Raw genomic sequence first — 17,827 nt, 5'->3', positions numbered from 1 at the left:
CTCGCCACCAGCCTACGTCCCTTCCCGGGCACCCTGCGCGCCGATTACCCGACGCGGCGCCACCTGGTCCAAGCTGGAGACGTGGACCACACCGGGTCCGGGCCGACCACGGCGACCGGCCACCCGGGACGCGGCGCGAGGAGCGGGCGGATGGCGGACCTCGATGCGATCAGGCTGCTGACCGAGGGCGTGGCGGGCTGGAACGCGGGGCGCGCGGGGCTGCGGCGGCCGGTCGACCTGACGCACGTGCGCATCCGCAACGCCACCCTGCCCGGCATCGACCTGCGGGACGTCGACCTCAACGGGGCGGTGCTGGAACGGGTGGACCTGCGGGGCGCGCGGTTGTCCGGGGCACTGGTGAACGGGGTGACGGCCGAAGACGTGCTGCTCGACCGGTCCGAGTTGGCCGGCGCCGAGCTGAAGGGCAGCGACTTCAAGTGGGTCGCCCTGCGGCACGCGTCGCTGCGGGGTGTGTTCGCCCGGCAGTCGCGGATCAGGTTCTCCAGCCTCCGCGCGGCCGACCTGTCGCGGGCCACGCTGGACGGCGTCCACGTGTACAACAGCGACCTGACCGACGCCGTGGTGGCGGGCGCGGTGGTCGTCCCGCCGGTGTTCCTGCGCCGGGTCGCCGCCGAGCCGGGCGGGCTCGACCGCTTCCGGGCGCTGGGGTGCGACATCGAGGAGGCCTACCGGCCGCTCGAACACGAGTGGCACGACTTCGACGGCCTGCGGATCGCCACCGACGGCGAGGACCACGACCTCGTCGAGCACGACTCGCGGGTCTTCCCGATCAGCGCGGGCCGGTACGACTTCTTCGTCAGCCACGCGAGTGCGGACACCGACGACGTGGCCGCGCCGCTCGCCGCCGCGTTGCGGGCCGAGGGTTTCCGGGTGTGGATCGACCAGCGGTTCGTGGCGCCCCGCGACGACCTCGCGACCGTGATCGGGTTCGGCATCCGGTCGTCCCGGTACGGGATCGTGGTGCTGAGCGAGCGCTACTTCGGCCGGCGGTGGACCGAGCTGGAGTACGAGGCGCTGGCGCGGGCCGAGGTCTTCCTCGTGCTGCACGGGGTGTCGCCGGAGAAGCTGGAGGAGATCCGTCCCGGGCTGAGCGACCGGGTGGCGGTGTCGAGCGCGCTCGGGGCCGGCGGGATGGCCCGGGTCATCGCGGAGAGCGTGCGCCGGCCACGTCACCACCTGTTCGGCAGGCTCGGCGACGACCGGCCGTAGGGTGAGTTCACACCTTCCTTGGCATGCTGGACGCCATGCGCCGGATTGTCGGGTTCGCTGCCGTGTTGCTGCTCGCGGGGTGTTCGAACGCGCCGGCCGGAGGCAGTGCCCCGGCCGGTGAGGCGCCCAAGGAGATCAAGGTCGACGTGGTGGCCACCGGCTTCACGCACCCCTGGGAACTCGGCTTCCTCCCCGACGGCCGGGTGCTGGTCACCGAACGGCCGGGCAGGCTCGCGCTGGTCGAGCAGGGCCGTCGGACCGAGGTGAAGGCCGACCTCGGGGACGTCGTCGCCCGTGGCGAAGGCGGGCTCATGGGGCTGGTGGTGCACCCCGACTTCGCGACCACCAAGAGGTTCACCACGTGTTTCAACACATCGAGTGACATCCGGCTGGTCACCTGGGAACTGGACGGCGCCGAGGCCAAGCGCGTGAAGGACCCGCTCAAGGCCGGCCTGCCGACGAACCCCAGCGGACGGCACTCGGGCTGCCGCCTGACCCTGGACAAGGACGGCAAGCTGCTCGTCGGCACCGGGGACACCGCCCGCGCCTCGTTCTCGCAGGACCCCGCCAACCTCGGCGGCAAGGTGCTCAGGCTCGACCTCGCCACCGGTGAGGGCGGCGTGCACACCTACGGGCACCGCAACGTCCAGGGCATCGCCGTCCGGCAGGACGGTCTGGTGCTCGCCGCCGAGCACGGGCCCGACGTGGACGACGAGGTGAACGTCCTCAAGGCCGGCGCGAACTACGGCTGGGATCCGTCGCAGGGCGGCACGGTCGACCGGTACGACGAGGACGTCCCGATGACCGACCTCGAACGCTTCCCCGACGCCGTGCCCGCCGTGTGGTCGTCCGGCAGCCCGACCGAGGCGATCTGCGACGCGGTCTTCCTCGCCGGCGAGCAGTGGGGCGACATGACCGGCGTCCTGGCCGTGACCGCGCTCAAGGGCTCCAAGGTGCTGCTGTTCACCGTCACGGCGGAGGGCGGCGTGCACTCCGTCTCGATCCCCGAACAGCTCGACGGCGCGTACGGCCGCCTGCGGGGCGCGGAACTCGGCCCGGACGGCGCCCTGTACGTGACCACGTCCAACGGGTCGGACGACAAGATCCTCCGGGTGACCCGGGGCTGAGTCAGCGGCGGGTGCGCAGCCGGGGCTTGTGGTCCATGTGCGACAAGCCCTTCCAGGCCAGGTTGACCAGGTGCGCCGCGACCTCGTCCTTCTTCGGCTTGCGCACCTCCAGCCACCACTGGCCGGTCAGCGCGACCATCCCCACCAGCGCCTGGCTGTACAGCGCCGCCAGCTTCCGGTCGTAGCCCTGCCGCGAGAAGTGCAGTCCCAGGATCGACTCGACCTGCGAGGCGATGTCGTTGAGCAGCGACGAGAACGTCCCGGTCGACGACGCCACCGGCGAGTCGCGCACCAGGATCCGGAAGCCGTCCGTGGAGCCCTCGATGTAGTCGAGCAGCGCGCACGCGGCCTGTTCCAGCAGCTCGCGCGGGTGCCCGCCGGACAGGGCGTTGACGATGTGGTCCATCAGGTACTGCATCTCGCGGTCCACCACGACCGCGTAGATGCCTTCCTTGCCGCCGAAGTGCTCGTACACCACCGGTTTGGACACGCCCGCCCGGTGGGCGATCTCCTCGATCGAGGTGACCTCGAAGCCCTTCTCCGCGAACAGCGCCCGCGCGACGTCGAGGAGCTGCTCGCGCCGCTCCTTGCCGGTCATCCGCACGCGCGGGACCGGGGTGTCGCCATCGCGCCGTCTGCCCGCCATCCGGGTCACCCTAAACACCCGCCCCCCGCCGCGGGGGCGAGGGGCGGGTCAAGGGCTACTTCTTGACGCTGATGCGCGCGAGGCGCTGCTCGTTGGGCCAGCGCACGTTGGTCGCCCAGCCGAACTTCTCGAACAGCCAGATCAACCTCGCGGAGGTGTCGATCTGGCCGCGCTTCACGCCGTGCCGGGCGCACGTCGGGTCGGCGTGGTGCAGGTTGTGCCACGACTCGCCGAAGGACAGGATCGCCAGCGCCCACACGTTCGCGGAGCGGTCGCGGGCCGCGAACGGGCGGTCGCCGACCATGTGGCAGATCGAGTTGACCGACCACGTCACGTGGTGCAGGAACGCCACCCGGACGAAGCCCGCCCAGAAGAACGCGGACAGCGCGCCGGCCCACGACATGGTGATCAGGCCGCCCAGCGCGGCGGGGGCGAGCAGGCTGATGATGGTCCACAGCCAGAACAGCTTGTCGATCTTGACGAGGTCCTCGTCGGCCAGCAGGTCCGGCGCGAAGCGCTGCGCGTTGGTCTTGTCGCGCTCGAACAGCCAGCCCATGTGGGCGTGCCAGAAACCCTTGGCCAGCGCGACCGGGCCGTTGCCGAACAGCCACGGCGAGTGCGGGTCGCCCTCGCGGTCGGAGAACGCGTGGTGGCGGCGGTGGTCGGCGACCCAGACGATCACCGGGCCCTGCAACGCCATGCTGCCCGCGATGGCCAGGGCGATCTTGAGTGGCCGGTTCGCCTTGAACGAGCCGTGCGTGAAGTACCGGTGGTATCCGATCGTCACGCCGAGGCCGGACAGGTAGTAGAACGCCACGAACAGCGCGACGTCGACCCAGCCCAGCCCCCAGCCCCAGGCGAACGGCACAGCCGCGAGCAGCGCCAGGAACGGCACGATGACGAACACGTAGACGCCCAACTGCTCTACGTGGCCGCGACGGCCGTCGATCATCGGCTTGGGCCCCTTGTCGGGACCGGGCGGCGTGGACCTGCTCTCAAGGGTGCTGGTCATACGTGTACCTCTTGGTTGTTTCGGGGCTACCTACGGGACCGTAACTTACGGCAGCGTAAGTTAGGCTGGCCTTGTGCCGCCAGAGTCGCGGGCAAACTCATGGCGTGTTCTCAGGATCTCGGGCGTGTCGGTGGCGCGGGCTCGTCCGGACTCCACCGGCACAACCACCGGATCGAGTGACACGGCGGTCGCGCCGGCGGAGTCCCGAATCACTGTGCTTCGGGGCACAGGGGGGTCCGTGCACGAGGAGGGGCTACCCGCTCTCGCGGCGCCTTATCGCGCCGACCGCCCGGAACACCGGCCCGGCGAGCTGTGCGCAAGCTGTGACCGGATTTCGGGTTGCCTCGGCCGAGATCGACCTGAGCTGCGGAAACACGTACTGTCATGATCGAATTACCGACGGATTGCCGCCAGTTGAGTGGTGCTGCTGACCTTCGGGGACCAGTCGTGACAACATGTGTTCGCGCGGCAGAGGGAGACCTCCGCCCGTTCCGCCATGGTGTAAAGGCAGCACCTCGGATTTTGGTTCCGATGGTCCAGGTTCGAATCCTGGTGGCGGAGCGAGAACGGCCGAGTCCTACCGGTCCCGGCCACCCTGCGTCTGCCTGGGGGGTGTGGGTCGCTGCACGAGGAAGCGGTTGACGAGCAGGGCAACGTGGTGCCGACGCTCCACGAGATGTCCGACGCGTGGCTGGTCGGCCGCGCGAGCGAACTCGTGGCCGTGGCCCAGAGCAGCCACCTCTCGGACCAGCTCGACGCGTGCCACGAGGTGGACGAGCTGCTCGCCGAGGCCCAGGCCCGCGGCGAACCCCGGATCGTCGGCCAGCTCCTCCGCGCGGCGGCCGTCGTCCGGCTGGTCACGCCCGGCCTCGTGGACCTGTCCGACACCATGCTGGACGAGCTGCTCGCGCACACCCGGCGGCACGGCCTGATCGTGCTGGAGGCCGAGGCGCACGCCCTGCGCGGCCGGCGCTACCTGTTCGGCGGGTTCGAGGACAAGGCGCTCACCGAGGTGGCCAGCGGCCTGGCCATGCTGGAGGAGGACCTCACCCCGGACCCGATGCTGGACAAGCGCACCTGGGACCGGATGCTGGCCAACGCGCTGCAGAGCACCGGGCTGGTGCTGACCCAGCTCGGCGTCTACGAGATGGCCGACGCGGTGCTGGCCAGGGCGCACAACGCGATCCGGGACAGCGCGGGGCCGCACCTGATCTACCTCCACCTGATGAACCGGGCCCGGATGCTGATCGGCTGGGGCCTGCGGCTGGAGCGGGTGGAGAACGTGGAGGAGGCGGCGGCCAAGTTCGCGACCGCGTCCGCCATCGCCGAGGCCGTCGAGGGGCCGTTCCGCGAGTCCCTGCACCCCGGCCGGCGGGACCGGTCGGCCGCCGAGCAGGTGCCGATCATCGGCGGGGCGCACGCGCTGGCCAAGCCCGGCCCGGAGCACATCGCGCCGCTGTGGCGGCTGCGCGAGCTGTCCATGTACGCCCGCGAGCTGATCATCGTGTCCATCGCGCTCTCCCGCTGCCTGGAGCTGGAGGAGCTGCCGCAGCAGGCGTTGCAGGTGCTCGCCGACGCCCGCTCCCGGCTGGAGCACGACACGTCCGAGCCGACGCTGATGCTGTGCCTGGTGCGCGAGTACGCGCAGCTATCCGGCCCGCACGGCGAGCACACCATCTCCGCGTTGCAGTCCTACGCGAACGCGCTGGAGGTGGAGCTGTGGCAGATGCAGGAGGCCCGCACCGCCACCCTGGTCACCCGGCGCGACCACGAACGGCTGACCCGCGCGCACGGCGCGATCGCGCAGCAGGCGTTGCAGGACCCGCTGACCGGGCTGCCCAACCGGCGCGCGCTGGACGACCGGCTCGGGGCGCTGATCAACGCGCAGACCCACCCGATGGCGATCGCGCTGGTCGACCTGGACGGGTTCAAGGTGGTCAACGACAAGCACTCGCACGCCGAGGGTGACGACGTCCTGCGGGTGATTGCGAGCACACTCCGGCAGGCCCTGCGCGGGGACGACCTGGTGGCCCGGTACGGGGGCGACGAGTTCGTCGTGCTGCTGCCCGGCGCGCCCCTGAACGCCGCCGAGGCGGCCCTCGGCAGAGCCGTGGAAGCGGTGGCGGACTTGCCTTCCGACCTCTCGCGGGGGGTGACGCTGTCGGTCGGCGTGATCTCGGTCCGCACCCGCGAATCGGCCAACCAGGCGCTCGCCCGCGCCGACTCCGCGATGTACCTGGCGAAACGCAGAGGTGGCTGCCAGGTTGCCGCCGTGGAAGGCGAGTCGTCCTCAGAGGCTTAGTATCAGCACCTGGCGGGAGCCAGGCTTTCCCGCTGGCAGGCACGCACTTCGGTCAGCTAGGGAGAGCGCTGATGGTCGAGGGTGTTCCCACCCCAGTCAGCACGATCGTCCTCGCGGCGGGTGAAGGCACCCGCATGCGTTCAGCCACCCCCAAGGTGTTGCACCGGATCGCCGGTCGCTCCCTCGTGGAGCACGCGGTCCGCGCCGCCGCGGGGACAGATCCGGATCACCTCGCGGTCGTCGTCGGGCACGGTCGTGCCGCGGTGACCCAACACCTCGACAGCCTGTCCACGGCACTGGACCGCAAGGTCACCGTCGCGGTGCAGGAGGAGCAGAAGGGCACCGGGCACGCGGTGGCCTGCGGCCTCGCCGAGCTGCCCGCCGACCTGGGCGGCACGGTCGTCGTGACCTACGGCGACACGCCCCTGCTCGACGCCGCGACGCTGGGCGACCTGCTGGTCCACCACGGCGCGGCGGGCAACGCGGTGACCGTCCTGACCGCCGTCGTGCCCGACCCCACGGGCTACGGCCGGATCGTGCGCTCCGCGTCCGGCGAGGTCGAGGGGATCGTCGAGCAGAAGGACGCCTCGGCGGTCGAGCGGGCCATCAAGGAGATCAACTCCGGGGTGTACGCGTTCGACGCGGCGGTGCTGCGCGACGCCCTGGCGCGGATCTCGACCGACAACGCGCAGGGCGAGCTGTACCTGACCGACGTGCTGTCCGTCGCGCGGGCCGACGGCCGGCGGGTGGGCGCGGTCGTGACGGACGACGCGTGGCTGGTCGAGGGCGTGAACGACCGGGTGCAGCTCGCCCGGCTGGGCGCCGAGCTGAACCGCCGGACCGTCGAGCGGTGGATGCGCGCGGGCGTGACCGTGGTCGACCCGGCCACCACGTGGCTGGACGCCGACGTGCAGCTCGGGCGGGACGCGCTGATCGAGCCGGGCGTGCAGCTACGGGACGGCACGGTGGTCGGCGAAGGCGCGGTCGTCGGGCCGGACACGACGCTGAGCGCCTGCTCCGTCGGGGCGGGCGCGACCGTCGTGCGCACCCACGGGTCCGGCGCGGAGATCGGCGCGGGCGCGTCCGTCGGGCCGTTCGCCTACCTGCGCCCCGGCACGCGGCTGGGCGCGGACGGCAAGATCGGGACGTTCGTCGAGACCAAGAACTCCGACATCGGCGCCGGCAGCAAGGTGCCCCACCTGAGCTACATCGGCGACGCCACCATCGGCGAGCACTCGAACATCGGGGCGGCCAGCGTCACCGTGAACTACGACGGCGTGAACAAGCACCGCACCGTCATCGGTTCTCACGCCAGGACCGGTTCCGACAACATGTTCGTCGCCCCTGTCACAGTCGGGGACGGCGCGTACACCGGTGCCGGCACGGTGGTCCGCAGGGACGTACCCCCCGGCGCGCTGGCCGTGTCCGGCGGCCCGCAGCGCAACCTGGACGGCTGGGTGGCACGACGCAGGCCCGGCACCCCGGCCGCCGAGGCGGCGCAGCAGGCGTCGGCACCGCAGAACGCCGAGACAACCGAGGAAGGGCGCTGACCGTGAACCCCACCATGCCCGGGACACCCAAGAAGAACCTGATGCTCTTCGGCGGGCGCGCCTACCCGGAGCTGACCGAGCAGGTGGCCAAGCACCTCAACGTGTCGGTGACCCCGCAGTCGGCGTACGACTTCGCGAACGGCGAGATCTTCGTCCGGTTCGAGGAGTCCGTGCGCGGCTGCGACGCGTTCGTCATCCAGTCGCACTGCGCGCCCATCAACCAGTGGCTGATGGAGCAGTTGATCATGGTGGACGCGCTGAAACGGGCGTCCGCGAAACGCATCACCGTGATCATGCCGTTCTACCCGTACGCCCGGCAGGACAAGAAGCACCGCGGCCGTGAGCCGATCTCGGCCCGCCTGGTGGCGGACCTGTTCAAGACGGCGGGTGCGGACCGCCTGGTCGCCGTCGACCTGCACACGGCCCAGATCCAGGGCTTCTTCGACGGCCCGGTGGACCACCTGTGGGCGATGCCGCTGCTGGCGGACCACATCCGCCACAAGTACGCCGGCCAGGACCTGACCATCGTGTCCCCGGACGCCGGGCGGACCAAGCTGGCCGAGAAGTGGGCCGACACCCTCGGCGGCACGCCGATCGCGTTCATCCACAAGACGCGCGACCCGTTGCGCCCCAACGAGGTCGTGGCGAACCGGGTGGTCGGCCAGGTGAGCGGCCGGCTGTGCGTCGTGATCGACGACATGATCGACACCGGTGGGACGATCACCAAGGCCGTGGAGCAGCTCCTGGCGGAGGGCGCGTCGGACGTGGTCATCGCGGCCACGCACCCGGTGCTGTCCGGGCCGGCGGTGGAGCGGCTGCAGGCGTGCGGTGCCCGCGAGGTCGTGTTCACCGACACCCTGCCGATCCCGGCGGAGAAGCGGTTCGACGCGATGACCGTGCTGCCCATCGCGCCGCTGCTGGCGCGGGTGATCCAGGAGGTGTTCGAGGACGGCTCGGTGACGAGCCTGTTCGACGGCAACGCCTGACCCCTCCGCTCCTGCGGGATGATCGACCGGTGAGCAGCGAACCCCCGGCCGGCACGTCGCCACCCGGCGTGCCGGCCGTGCTCAACTCCGTATCCGGCACGGTCTTCGGCGACGTCGTGCAGGCCCGGTCGGTCAACCTGGTCGCCAGCACCCCGGTCCTCACCCGCTACCTGCACCAGGTCCGCAAGATCGCACCCGCGGACCTGGTCGGCCGGGCGGCCGAGCTGGACGAGCTGGCGGCGTTCTGCGCCACCGGGACCGGCTACCGCTGGTGGCGCGCCCCGGCGTGGTCGGGCAAGTCGGCCCTCGTCTCGTGGTTCGCGCTGAACCCGCCGCCCGGCGTGCGGGTGGTGTCGTTCTTCGTCACCGCGCGCCTGGCCGGGCAGAACACCCGCACCGCGTTCGTGGAGAACGTCCTGGAACAGTTGGTGGCCCTGCTCGGCCAGGCCATGCCGCCGCTGCTCACCGAGGCGACCCGCGAAGGACACCTGCACGGCCTGCTCGAAGAAGCCGCCGCCACCTGCGCCGAACGCGGCGAGCACCTCGTCCTGCTGGTCGACGGCCTGGACGAGGACCGCGGCGTCACCACCAGCCCCGACGCGCACAGCATCGCCGCCCTGCTCCCCGTCCCGCCGCCCGGCCTGAAGGTCATCGTCACCGGCCGCCCGGACCCGCCGATCCCGGACGACGTCCCCGACGGCCACCCGTTGCGCGACCCGGCGATCATCCGGCCGCTGGCGCCGTCGCCGCAGGCGCAGGCCAAGCGCGTGGACATGGAGCGCGACCTGAAGGGCCTCCTGCACGGCACTCCGACCGAACAGGACCTGCTGGGCCTGCTCACCGCCGCCGGAGGCGGCCTCACCGCCACCGACCTGGCCGACCTGACCGGCGAGTCCCCGTGGTCGATCGACGACCACCTGAAAACGGTGACCGGCCGCAGCTTCACCCGCCGCGACAGCCACTACCGGCCACGCGCGGCCCCGGACGTCTACCTGCTGGGCCACGAGGAGCTGCACGTCACCGCCGTCGCGATGCTGGGGCCTCGGCTGTCGGGCTACCGCGACCGATTACACGAGTGGGCGCGGACCTACCGGGCGCGCGACTGGCCCGCGGACACCCCCGAATACCTGTTGCGCGGCTACCACGCCATGCTCGCCGCGACCGGCGATGTGCCCCGGATGGTCGCCCACAGCACCGATCCGGTCCGCCACAACCGAATGCTCGACCAGTCCGGAGGCGACCTCGCGGCGCTGGAGGAGATCGCGACCACGCAGCGCGCGCTGCTCGCGGACCACCACCCGGACCTGGTCTCCCTGGCCCGCCTCGCGATCCACCGCGACCACCTGATGAGCCGCAACGCCCGCCTCCCCCACTGGCTGCCCGCGCTGTGGGCCTCGCTCGGGAACATCAGCCGCGCCGAGGCGCTGGCGGGTTCGATCCCACGCGGGCGCACCCGCGACCACGCACTGCGGTCGGTGGTGGCGGAGGTGGTCCGGCTCGGCGACCTCGACCGGGCCAGGGCGATGCTCCGGGTAGCGGAGGAGGCGGTCCCGGGGTTGTGGGCGCGGAAGTCCGTCGTGCGGTCGTGGATCCTGCTCGGCGAACTCGACCACGCGGCGGTGCTCGCCGAGTCGATCGCGGATCGGCAGGCGTCCGGCGAGGCGCTGCGCCACGTGGTCGAAGCGCTGGCCGTCCGGCGGGAGCTGACCGCGGCACGAGAGACGGCGTCCCGCATCGCCGACCCACGGCAACTCGCCTTGGCGCAGTTGTCCGTCGTGAGGGCGGCTCTCACGCAGGACGACCTCCACCCGGTGGCAGCGGTCGCCCGGCGCATCAAGGACCCCGTCGCACAGGGTTGGGCGCTCGACTCCATCGTCGCGGAGCTGATACGCCGAGGTCACCCGGATCGGGCGGAGAAGACAGCGGGCTGGATCGTCGAATCCAGACGACGCGCGCGGAGCCAGGCAAGGGTGGCTCGCGCGCTCGGCGTTCCCAGCCGGAAGGGAGGTTCGCTAACCCGAGCGGTGATGAACGCCTCCACCACATCTGCTCACGAGGTGTCCGGTGACGTGCTGCGGTGGACGGAGCACCTGGACCGGACGCGGGCGATGCTCTGGGCGGTCGACGCCGCCGTGGCGGTGGGCGACCTGGAGCAGGCCGAAACCGTCGCCGCGCTCATCGAGGACGTCCGGCACCACGCGCGGGCCTTGGGCACGCTCGTCGGCGCGGCGCACGCGGTCGGCGACTTCGCACGGATCACGCGCTGCCTGGACCAGGCGGAACAGTCGGTGGACTTCACCTCGGACCGGGTCCGCCAGAGCCAGGCGCTGCCGTGGCTGGTGCGGGCGGCGCGGGCGGCGGACCGACCCGCCCGGGTGGAACGGCTGTTCGCGGCGGCGGAGGCGTCGGCCCGGTCGATCGAGGACCTGGAGGACCAGGGGGAGGCGTTCGGGTGGATCGTGCGGGCGGCGGTCGCGGTGGGCGACCGCCGCCGGGCCGAGGCGCTGGCGCGGGCCGTCGTGTCGCCCGAACGGCGGGGCGAGGCGATGCTGCCGGTGCTCAGGACGGCCGCCGCGGCCGGTGACCTCGACGCGGCCGAGGCGCTGGCCGGATCCCTGGTCGACCAGGTCGGCCAGAGCCTGGCGTGGTCGGCGGTGGCTCGCGCGGCGGTCGCCCGCGGTGATCGGCAACGGGCCGAAGCCGCCGTTCGCCGGAGCGAACGGCTGGCCCGCGTGGACGTCGACGCACTCGGGCGGGATCGGGTGCTCCTCCAGTTGGTCGCCGCGCTGGCCGAAGCCGGCGATCTCGACCAAGCGCGGCTCATCGTGTCCTCGATCTCCGGCGCTTCCCACGGCGTCGCCGCGCGCCAACTTTTGATCACCGAACTCCTCAAGGACAAGCGCCTAAAGGAAGCCGAGACGCTGCTCGCCGAAGCCCAGGACACGACGATGGCGGCGGTGCACGACCAGCCCACCCGCGACAACACACTCGGTGCACTGGTCGAGGCCGCGGTCTCCATCGGGGACCTCGACCGGGCGGAGCTGCTCGCCGCCGCGATCCGCGACGTCGATCGACGGGACACCGCCCTTGGCAGAGTGATCGACAAGGCGGGCGAGAACGGCGACTCCGACCGACTCGACGGGATCATCAGACGAGAAGGCCGAGCAGCCCGTCCCGACCACCAGGCCCTGGAGTGGACGATCATGTGGACAATCCGGGCGGCGCACGATGCTGGTGACCCGGACCGCGCCGAAGCGCTGGCCGATTGCCTCCGGCACCCCGGCCGCCGGACCAGGGTGGTGAGCCTGCTGCTCGACGCCGCTCTCCGACAACAGGATTTCGACCGGGTAATACGCCTGGCGTTGTCGATCCCAAACGAGATCAGGCGGGAGCTTTCCGTCGCCCAAGTCGCGCGTGCCGCCGCGTCCTCGGGCCAACATGACGTACTGGACGCGCTAATCGCGCGGTACTCGCGGACTCGTGGGCAGTGGTTCGGCCCGACCCCTGTGGTGGACGCGCTGATCAGCGTGGGCAGGATCGGTCCTGCGGAGGCACTCGCCAGGTCGGCCGGCGACACGGCCTCGGGACGGCGGTCGTCGGCCCTGATCATGGCCGCGAGCGACGTCCGGCGCGCCGAGGAACTCGGTGCCTCGATCATCGACCGCGACCGGGAGGGCAAGGACTTGGGTCTGGTGATCCGGTTGCTGGCGCCCGCCGTGCCCAGCGCGCTGCGCCTGGTCGAACGGAGCCTCGCCGTCGCTCGCGGGCTGCCCGACGCCGCGGGCCGCGACGCCGCGCTGAAATCGACGGTGGAAGGCGTGGTGGCGCTGGGCAGGCTGGACCACGCGGAGGCGATCGCCCACTCGATCGAGGACCCGGGCACCCGGTCGGCAGCGTTCGCCGGGATCTGCCGTGCGGCGAGCTTGAGCAAGGACCGCGACCGCGCCGGCGCACTGGCCGACGCGATCAGCACCCCCGATCCCGACACCGCCCGGCGGCTGCTCCGGCACCTCGAACCCGGCCCGGCCCGGCGGCTGCTCGCGCGGACCCTGGTCGGCGACCGCTGGCACCGCTCCATCCCGGTGGTGTGCCAGGAGGCCGAGGACGGGCTCGCCGCGTTGGTGGCCGAACTCGCGACCATCGACCGGGCGAGGGGCGGGCGAGGCGCGTCCGGGTAGGTTTTCCCAGCCGTGGCGGTGATCGTGCGGCACCGACCGGACACCCCCGATTATGCCCCGCCCCCGACCCGGCCTACACTGGTCGGGTTGCCTCGGCGAGGGCGAGCATCACGCTCGGCGTGATCGACGCGGCGGTTGTCGATGCCGCGCGTGTTCACCCTCCGCGCCGCCCGCCGCCGCAGGCCAGCACCCCCGCTCAGCCCCGCCCGACGTACTAAGGCCAGACCGTTAGGAGAGCCCCACCGTGTCCGAGGTCCGTCTCGCCGCAGAGGAGCGCACCGAGTTCGGCAAGGGCGCAGCCCGCCGCACCCGTCGTGCCGGCAAGATCCCCGCGGTGCTCTATGGCCACGGTTCCGACCCGAAGCACCTGGCCCTGCCGGCGCTGGAGTTCGCCCGTGTCGTCCGCGAGCACGGTCACAACGCAGTTCTCACGCTGGACATCGATTCCACCAGTGAGCTGGCGCTGACCAAAACCGTCACCACGCACCCCATCAAGAACTACATCGAGCACGTCGACCTGCTGCTCGTGCAGCGCGGCGAGAAGGTCACCGTCGAGGTGCCCGTGATCGTCGTCGGCGAGCCCGGCCCCGGCATCCTGGTCACCCAGGACCTGACCACGGTCCAGCTCGAGGCCGAGGCCATGAACATCCCCGAGCAGGTCGAGATCTCGGTGGCCGGCGTCGCGGCCGGCACCCAGATCCACGCCTCCGACCTCGCGCTGCCGGCGGGCTCCGTCCTCGTGACCGACCCCGAAGCGCTGGTCATCGCCGTCAACGCCGCCCCGACCGCCGCCCAGTTGGACGGTGGCGAGGGCGAGGCTTCGGACGCCGAGGCCTCCGAAGAGAGCTGAGCCCTATCACGTCGGGCTGGTCGAACGGCACGCCTCCCCCGCCTCCGGGCTGGGGTGGCGTGCCGTTTCCGTCGTTGAGCCCGGCGCAGGTGCGCGCCACGTCGTTCCCCCGCAAGCGCGGCGGCAAGGGGTACGACCCGGCGCAGGTCGACGCGTTCCTGCTGAAGATCGCGGACGCCCTCGCCGGCCGCACCCGGATGCACCCCGACGAGGTGCGCCGGGTGGTGTTCCACGAGATGCCCGGCGGGTACGACCAGCGGACCGTGGACGACTTCCTCGCCCACCTGGAGCGGCAACTCCGCGCCGGTGCGGTGCCGCCGACCACGTTGCGGACCGGCGACGACCTCCGGGCGGTGAAGCTGCGGCGGGCCTCGAACGGCTACGATCCCCGCGAGGTCGACACCTTCCTCACGCGGGCCGCCGCGTCCCTGGACGGGAAGGGTCGGATGACCTCCAGCGAGGTCCGCCACACCAGGTTCAGCACCACGTCGGGCCTGCGGCGTGGCTACCAGACGCGTGCGGTGGACGCCCTGTTGGACGAGTTGGAGCAGGAGTTCCGGTCCCGTGGCCGATGACGTGAGCCTGGTCGTGGGACTGGGCAACCCCGGACCCAAGTACGAAGGCAACCGGCACAACGTCGGGTTCCTCGTCCTGGACGTCCTGGCCGACCGGATCGGCGGCCGGTTCAAGGCCCACAAGGGCGGGGCGGACGTGCTGGAGGGGCGGCTCGGCGCGAAGCGGGTCGTGCTGGCCAAGCCGCGCGGCTACATGAACACCTCGGGCGGGCCGGTGGCCGGGACCGCCAAGTTCTACAAGGTGCCGCCCGCGAACATCATCGTGGTGCACGACGAGTTGGACCTGCCGTTCGCGACCGTGCGGCTGAAGCTCGGCGGCGGCGAGAACGGCCACAACGGGCTGCGGTCGATCACGAAGTCGCTGGGCACCAAGGACTACCACCGGGTGCGGTTCGGTGTGGACCGGCCGCCGGGCCGGATGGACCCGGCCGACTACGTGCTGCGGGACTTCTCGCTGGTGGAGCGCAAGGAGCTGGCGTTCGAGCTGGACCGGACGGCGGACGCGGTGGAAGCGCTGCTGGAGCTGGGCCTGGACGCCGCCCAGAACAAGTTCCACTAGGACGTCGACCGACCGAGGTCCGGCCGGGAGATCCGACGTGGATCACCCGGGGCACTACGAGTCTGCCCGCCAGGCCAGCATCCGGCCCTGCGACCAGCAGCGGCCGACGGCCTCGGCGCGCAGGGCCGACTGCTCGAACACCGCCAGGCCGATGATGCTGTGGCCGGAGGCGCGGCGATCGCCGAGCGTCGGTATCGCCGGCGCGACCCCGACCCCCTCCGCCGACACCCACGCCACCGCGCGGCCGGTCGCCGCTTCGTCAAGTCGGTGCAGGAAGCGCAGCCGGCTCTCCAGCGGGAAGCGCGACAGCGCCCACGTCGTGGTGACCACGGGCAAGGCGCCCGCAGGCACCCTGGAGACAGCGTCGGGCAGCATCTCGACGGGGTCGCCCCGCAGCAGCAGCGGAGGGACCGTCGCCGCCAACGCCAGCTCCGCTTCGAGCCTCGCGATGCGCTCCGACTGGTCCGGCCACACGCAGGCGCGCAGCCACCGGGCCTCCTCCTCGTCGGTCACGTCGCCCGGATCGAGGTCGACCCCGATCCGGGCGACGACCTCGGGCACCGCCCGCGTCGGGACCGGCCGGTCTCCCACGATCGAACACGACATCTGCACGGGCGAAGACGGGTCGCCCAGCGACTGTCCGTTGCTGTACGTGATGCCCACGCGATCGACGTTGAGGTTGAGCCCGGCCGAACAGCCCACGTCGATCAGGCCCACCGCGTCCGCGCCCACCCGGCGCGCCGCCTCGGCGATGGCCGGGTACAGCACGGCGCAACGTCCGGTCTCGTCGGGCCGCGGCGGCCGGCGCACGGCGACGGCCACGACCGAGTCGGTCATCCGCAGCAACGTGTCGATCGCCGCGTCGGCGGCGGCGTCACCGTCCGCGGCGGCATAGGCCGCGGCCAGCGCCGGGGCGCGTCCGGCGAGGGCGAGGTCTTGCAGCGCGGCGAGGATCACCGTCGGGCGCCGCTTGCGCACCGGGGCGGCCCCGATGGCGCGCAGCGCCTCTTCGGACTCGCTCAGGGCGACGGCGACGCGCTCGTACAGCGGCGATTTCCCGGCGGCGTCGACCTCACCGAAGTGTCGGTACACCTGTGCGAGCGTGCGGGCCTTACCCACGGGTACGGCGTCTTGTGTCGGCTCTGGCATCACGCCGACTCTAGCGGTCAGCGAGGCACGAGGGACGACGCGGCGGAACGGCGCAGCTTGCCGGACGGGGTCTTGGGCAGGCTGCCCGGCTTGAGCACCACCACCGAGAACGGGCGGAGGCCGACCGCGTCCACGACCCGCGCGCTGATCTGCTTGCCCAGCTCGCGCACCGCCGCGTCCTCGCCCGCCAGCTTGGACTCCACGACCACGGCGAACCGCTCCCGCCGCGTCCCGGCGTCCAGCCGCACGGCCACCGCGTTGCCCGCCCGCACGCCTTCCACGGAGGTCGCGGCGCGCTCGATGTCGGTCGGGTAGATGTTCCGGCCGCCCATGATGATGACGTCCTTGCGCCGCCCGCAGACGACCACCTGGCCGTCCGCCACGTACCCCTCGTCGCCGGTGTCGAGCCAGCCGTCGGCGTCCTGGGTCTCCCGCGGCCCGTCCACGGTCAGGTAGCCCGGCGTCACGGCCTCGCCGCGCACCCGAAGCTGCCCGACCTCGCGCTCACCGCGCACCGCGCCCGACTCGTCCACGACCTGCACCTCCAGCCCCGGCAGCGGCGGCCCGAGCAGGGGGAACGTCCGCGCGTTGGGGCTGTCCGCCGGCACCTGCACGGCCCGCCGCCCGGCCTCCAGCTCCTCCGGGTCCACGACGTCGACCGAGAGGCCGGTGAACACCGGCGCGAACGCCACGCCCAGCGTCGTCTCCGCCATGCCGTACGCGCACAGCACGCACTCCGCCGGCATCCCGAACCGCGCGCCCGCGTCGGTGAACGCCTTGACCGCGCCGGGGTCGATCGGCTCGGCGCCGTTCAGCGCGATCCGCAGCTTGGACAGGTCCCACGTGCCGTCCTCGACGCCCTCCATGCGGCGGGCGGCGATGGCGTAGGCGAAGTTCGGCGCGGCGGTGATGGTGCCCTGGTAGCGGCTGATCAGGTCCGGCCACAGGGTGGGCCGGCTGAGGAAGTCCACCGGCGTGACCTTGACCAGGTCGATGCCGAACAGCATGGGCACGGTCAGGAAGCCGACCATCCCCATGTCGTGGAACAGCGGCAGCCACGACACCATCCGGTCGGTCTCCGGGTCCAGCTCCGCGGCTGCCTCCATGGCCTTCGCGTTGGACCACAGGTTGCCGTGCGTGATGCGGACGGCCTTCGGGTCGGCCGTGGAGCCGCTGGTGAGCTGGAGCAGGGCGGTCGCGGACTCGTCCACCTCGACGGGCTCCGCGAGCGGCTCGCCGGCCAGGTCGTCGAGCTTGCGGTAGGCGACGCCGTGCTGGTCGAGCACGGCCGACAGCGCGTCGAACGGGCTGCCCAGCAACACCAGCTTCGCGCCGATCATGGACAGCACCCGCAGGGTGTCCTCGGCCCACTCGGCGAGGTCCGTCCGGGCCGTCGGCTGGTGCAGCATGGTGATGCTGCCGGCGGCCAGCCACACGGCCTGCACGGCGGGCGCGATCACGGCCGGGTCGCCCGCCAGCACCGCGACCGACCCGCCCCGCGCGACGCCGCCCGCGACCAGGGCGCCGGCCATCCGGGCCGCCTGCGCGTGCACTTCGCCCCACGTCCGACGGGCCGGAGCGGTCGGCTCCCCCGTCGTCATCCCGCGACCCTTGGCACTCGCAGCGGTTGCCACCATCGTGTCCACGAACCGGCTCATGGCCG

At 72.1% G+C, this 17,827-nt stretch carries 13 protein-coding genes and 1 tRNA gene; 10 read left to right on the top strand and 4 right to left on the bottom strand.

Features of this window, described 5'->3' with window-relative positions:
* Window positions 1-150: 150 nt before the first annotated feature.
* Both ACQPZF_RS03905 and ACQPZF_RS03900 read left to right on the top strand, forming a co-directional pair.
* Complete coding sequence (locus tag ACQPZF_RS03905; RefSeq protein WP_433268300.1) at window positions 151-1,230, top strand: toll/interleukin-1 receptor domain-containing protein; 1,080 nt, start codon at window positions 151-153, stop codon at window positions 1,228-1,230.
* A gap of 35 nt (window positions 1,231-1,265) precedes the next feature.
* Entirely contained in the window at window positions 1,266-2,357 is a 1,092-nt protein-coding gene (locus ACQPZF_RS03900; RefSeq protein WP_433274424.1) for a PQQ-dependent sugar dehydrogenase, read from the top strand.
* A gap of 1 nt (window position 2,358) precedes the next feature.
* Here the strand turns inward: ACQPZF_RS03900 and ACQPZF_RS03895 are convergent, their stop codons facing one another.
* Both ACQPZF_RS03895 and ACQPZF_RS03890 read right to left on the bottom strand, forming a co-directional pair.
* Window positions 2,359-2,955, bottom strand: a complete 597-nt coding sequence (locus tag ACQPZF_RS03895) for a TetR/AcrR family transcriptional regulator (RefSeq protein WP_121223234.1) — start codon at window positions 2,953-2,955, stop codon at window positions 2,359-2,361.
* Between the two features lie 103 nt (window positions 2,956-3,058).
* On the bottom strand, window positions 3,059-4,015 hold the full coding sequence (locus ACQPZF_RS03890) for an acyl-CoA desaturase (protein ID WP_433268298.1): 957 nt from the start codon (window positions 4,013-4,015) through the stop codon (window positions 3,059-3,061).
* 490 nt (window positions 4,016-4,505) lie between these two features.
* On the opposite strand from ACQPZF_RS03890, the gene ACQPZF_RS03885 reads away from it, so the two are divergent.
* From ACQPZF_RS03885 to pth, 8 genes are all read left to right on the top strand, one after another.
* Window positions 4,506-4,576 (top strand) — tRNA-Gln (locus ACQPZF_RS03885).
* A 115-nt stretch (window positions 4,577-4,691) separates the two neighbouring features.
* Window positions 4,692-6,317, top strand: a complete 1,626-nt coding sequence (locus ACQPZF_RS03880; RefSeq protein WP_433268296.1) for a GGDEF domain-containing protein — start codon at window positions 4,692-4,694, stop codon at window positions 6,315-6,317.
* A 71-nt stretch (window positions 6,318-6,388) separates the two neighbouring features.
* A complete protein-coding gene (glmU, locus tag ACQPZF_RS03875) occupies window positions 6,389-7,867 on the top strand; it encodes a bifunctional UDP-N-acetylglucosamine diphosphorylase/glucosamine-1-phosphate N-acetyltransferase GlmU (protein WP_433268294.1) in 1,479 nt (492 codons plus the stop codon).
* Window positions 7,868-7,881: 14 nt separating this feature from the next.
* A complete protein-coding gene (locus ACQPZF_RS03870; RefSeq protein WP_433268292.1) occupies window positions 7,882-8,853 on the top strand; it encodes a ribose-phosphate diphosphokinase in 972 nt (323 codons plus the stop codon).
* Window positions 8,854-8,882: 29 nt separating this feature from the next.
* The gene (locus tag ACQPZF_RS03865) at window positions 8,883-13,031 is read left to right on the top strand and encodes a hypothetical protein (protein ID WP_433268290.1); all 4,149 of its coding nucleotides are present in this window, start codon (window positions 8,883-8,885) and stop codon (window positions 13,029-13,031) included.
* 244 nt (window positions 13,032-13,275) lie between these two features.
* Window positions 13,276-13,881, top strand: coding sequence for a 50S ribosomal protein L25/general stress protein Ctc (locus ACQPZF_RS03860; RefSeq protein WP_433268288.1), 606 nt, complete (start codon window positions 13,276-13,278; stop codon window positions 13,879-13,881).
* A 59-nt stretch (window positions 13,882-13,940) separates the two neighbouring features.
* Entirely contained in the window at window positions 13,941-14,456 is a 516-nt protein-coding gene (locus tag ACQPZF_RS03855; RefSeq protein WP_433268286.1) for a DivIVA domain-containing protein, read from the top strand.
* Window positions 14,446-15,015, top strand: coding sequence for an aminoacyl-tRNA hydrolase (gene pth / locus ACQPZF_RS03850; RefSeq protein WP_433268284.1), 570 nt, complete (start codon window positions 14,446-14,448; stop codon window positions 15,013-15,015). The genes ACQPZF_RS03855 and pth overlap by 11 nt, the downstream gene beginning before the upstream one ends.
* A 54-nt stretch (window positions 15,016-15,069) precedes the next feature.
* Here pth and ACQPZF_RS03845 read toward each other — a convergent pair whose 3' ends face one another.
* Window positions 15,070-16,107: a DUF2332 domain-containing protein gene (locus ACQPZF_RS03845; protein WP_433268282.1), complete on the bottom strand. Its 1,038-nt coding sequence runs from the start codon at window positions 16,105-16,107 to the stop codon at window positions 15,070-15,072.
* 74 nt (window positions 16,108-16,181) lie between these two features.
* The gene (locus ACQPZF_RS03840; RefSeq protein WP_433268280.1) at window positions 16,182-17,822 is read right to left on the bottom strand and encodes a fatty acyl-AMP ligase; all 1,641 of its coding nucleotides are present in this window, start codon (window positions 17,820-17,822) and stop codon (window positions 16,182-16,184) included.
* Window positions 17,823-17,827 lie beyond the last annotated feature (5 nt).

Source organism: Actinosynnema sp. CS-041913 (assembly GCF_050942485.1).
Taxonomy (GTDB): domain Bacteria; phylum Actinomycetota; class Actinomycetes; order Mycobacteriales; family Pseudonocardiaceae; genus Actinosynnema.
Note: the sequence above shows the minus strand (reverse complement) of the source record. Positions and strands in the feature narration are given on the sequence as shown.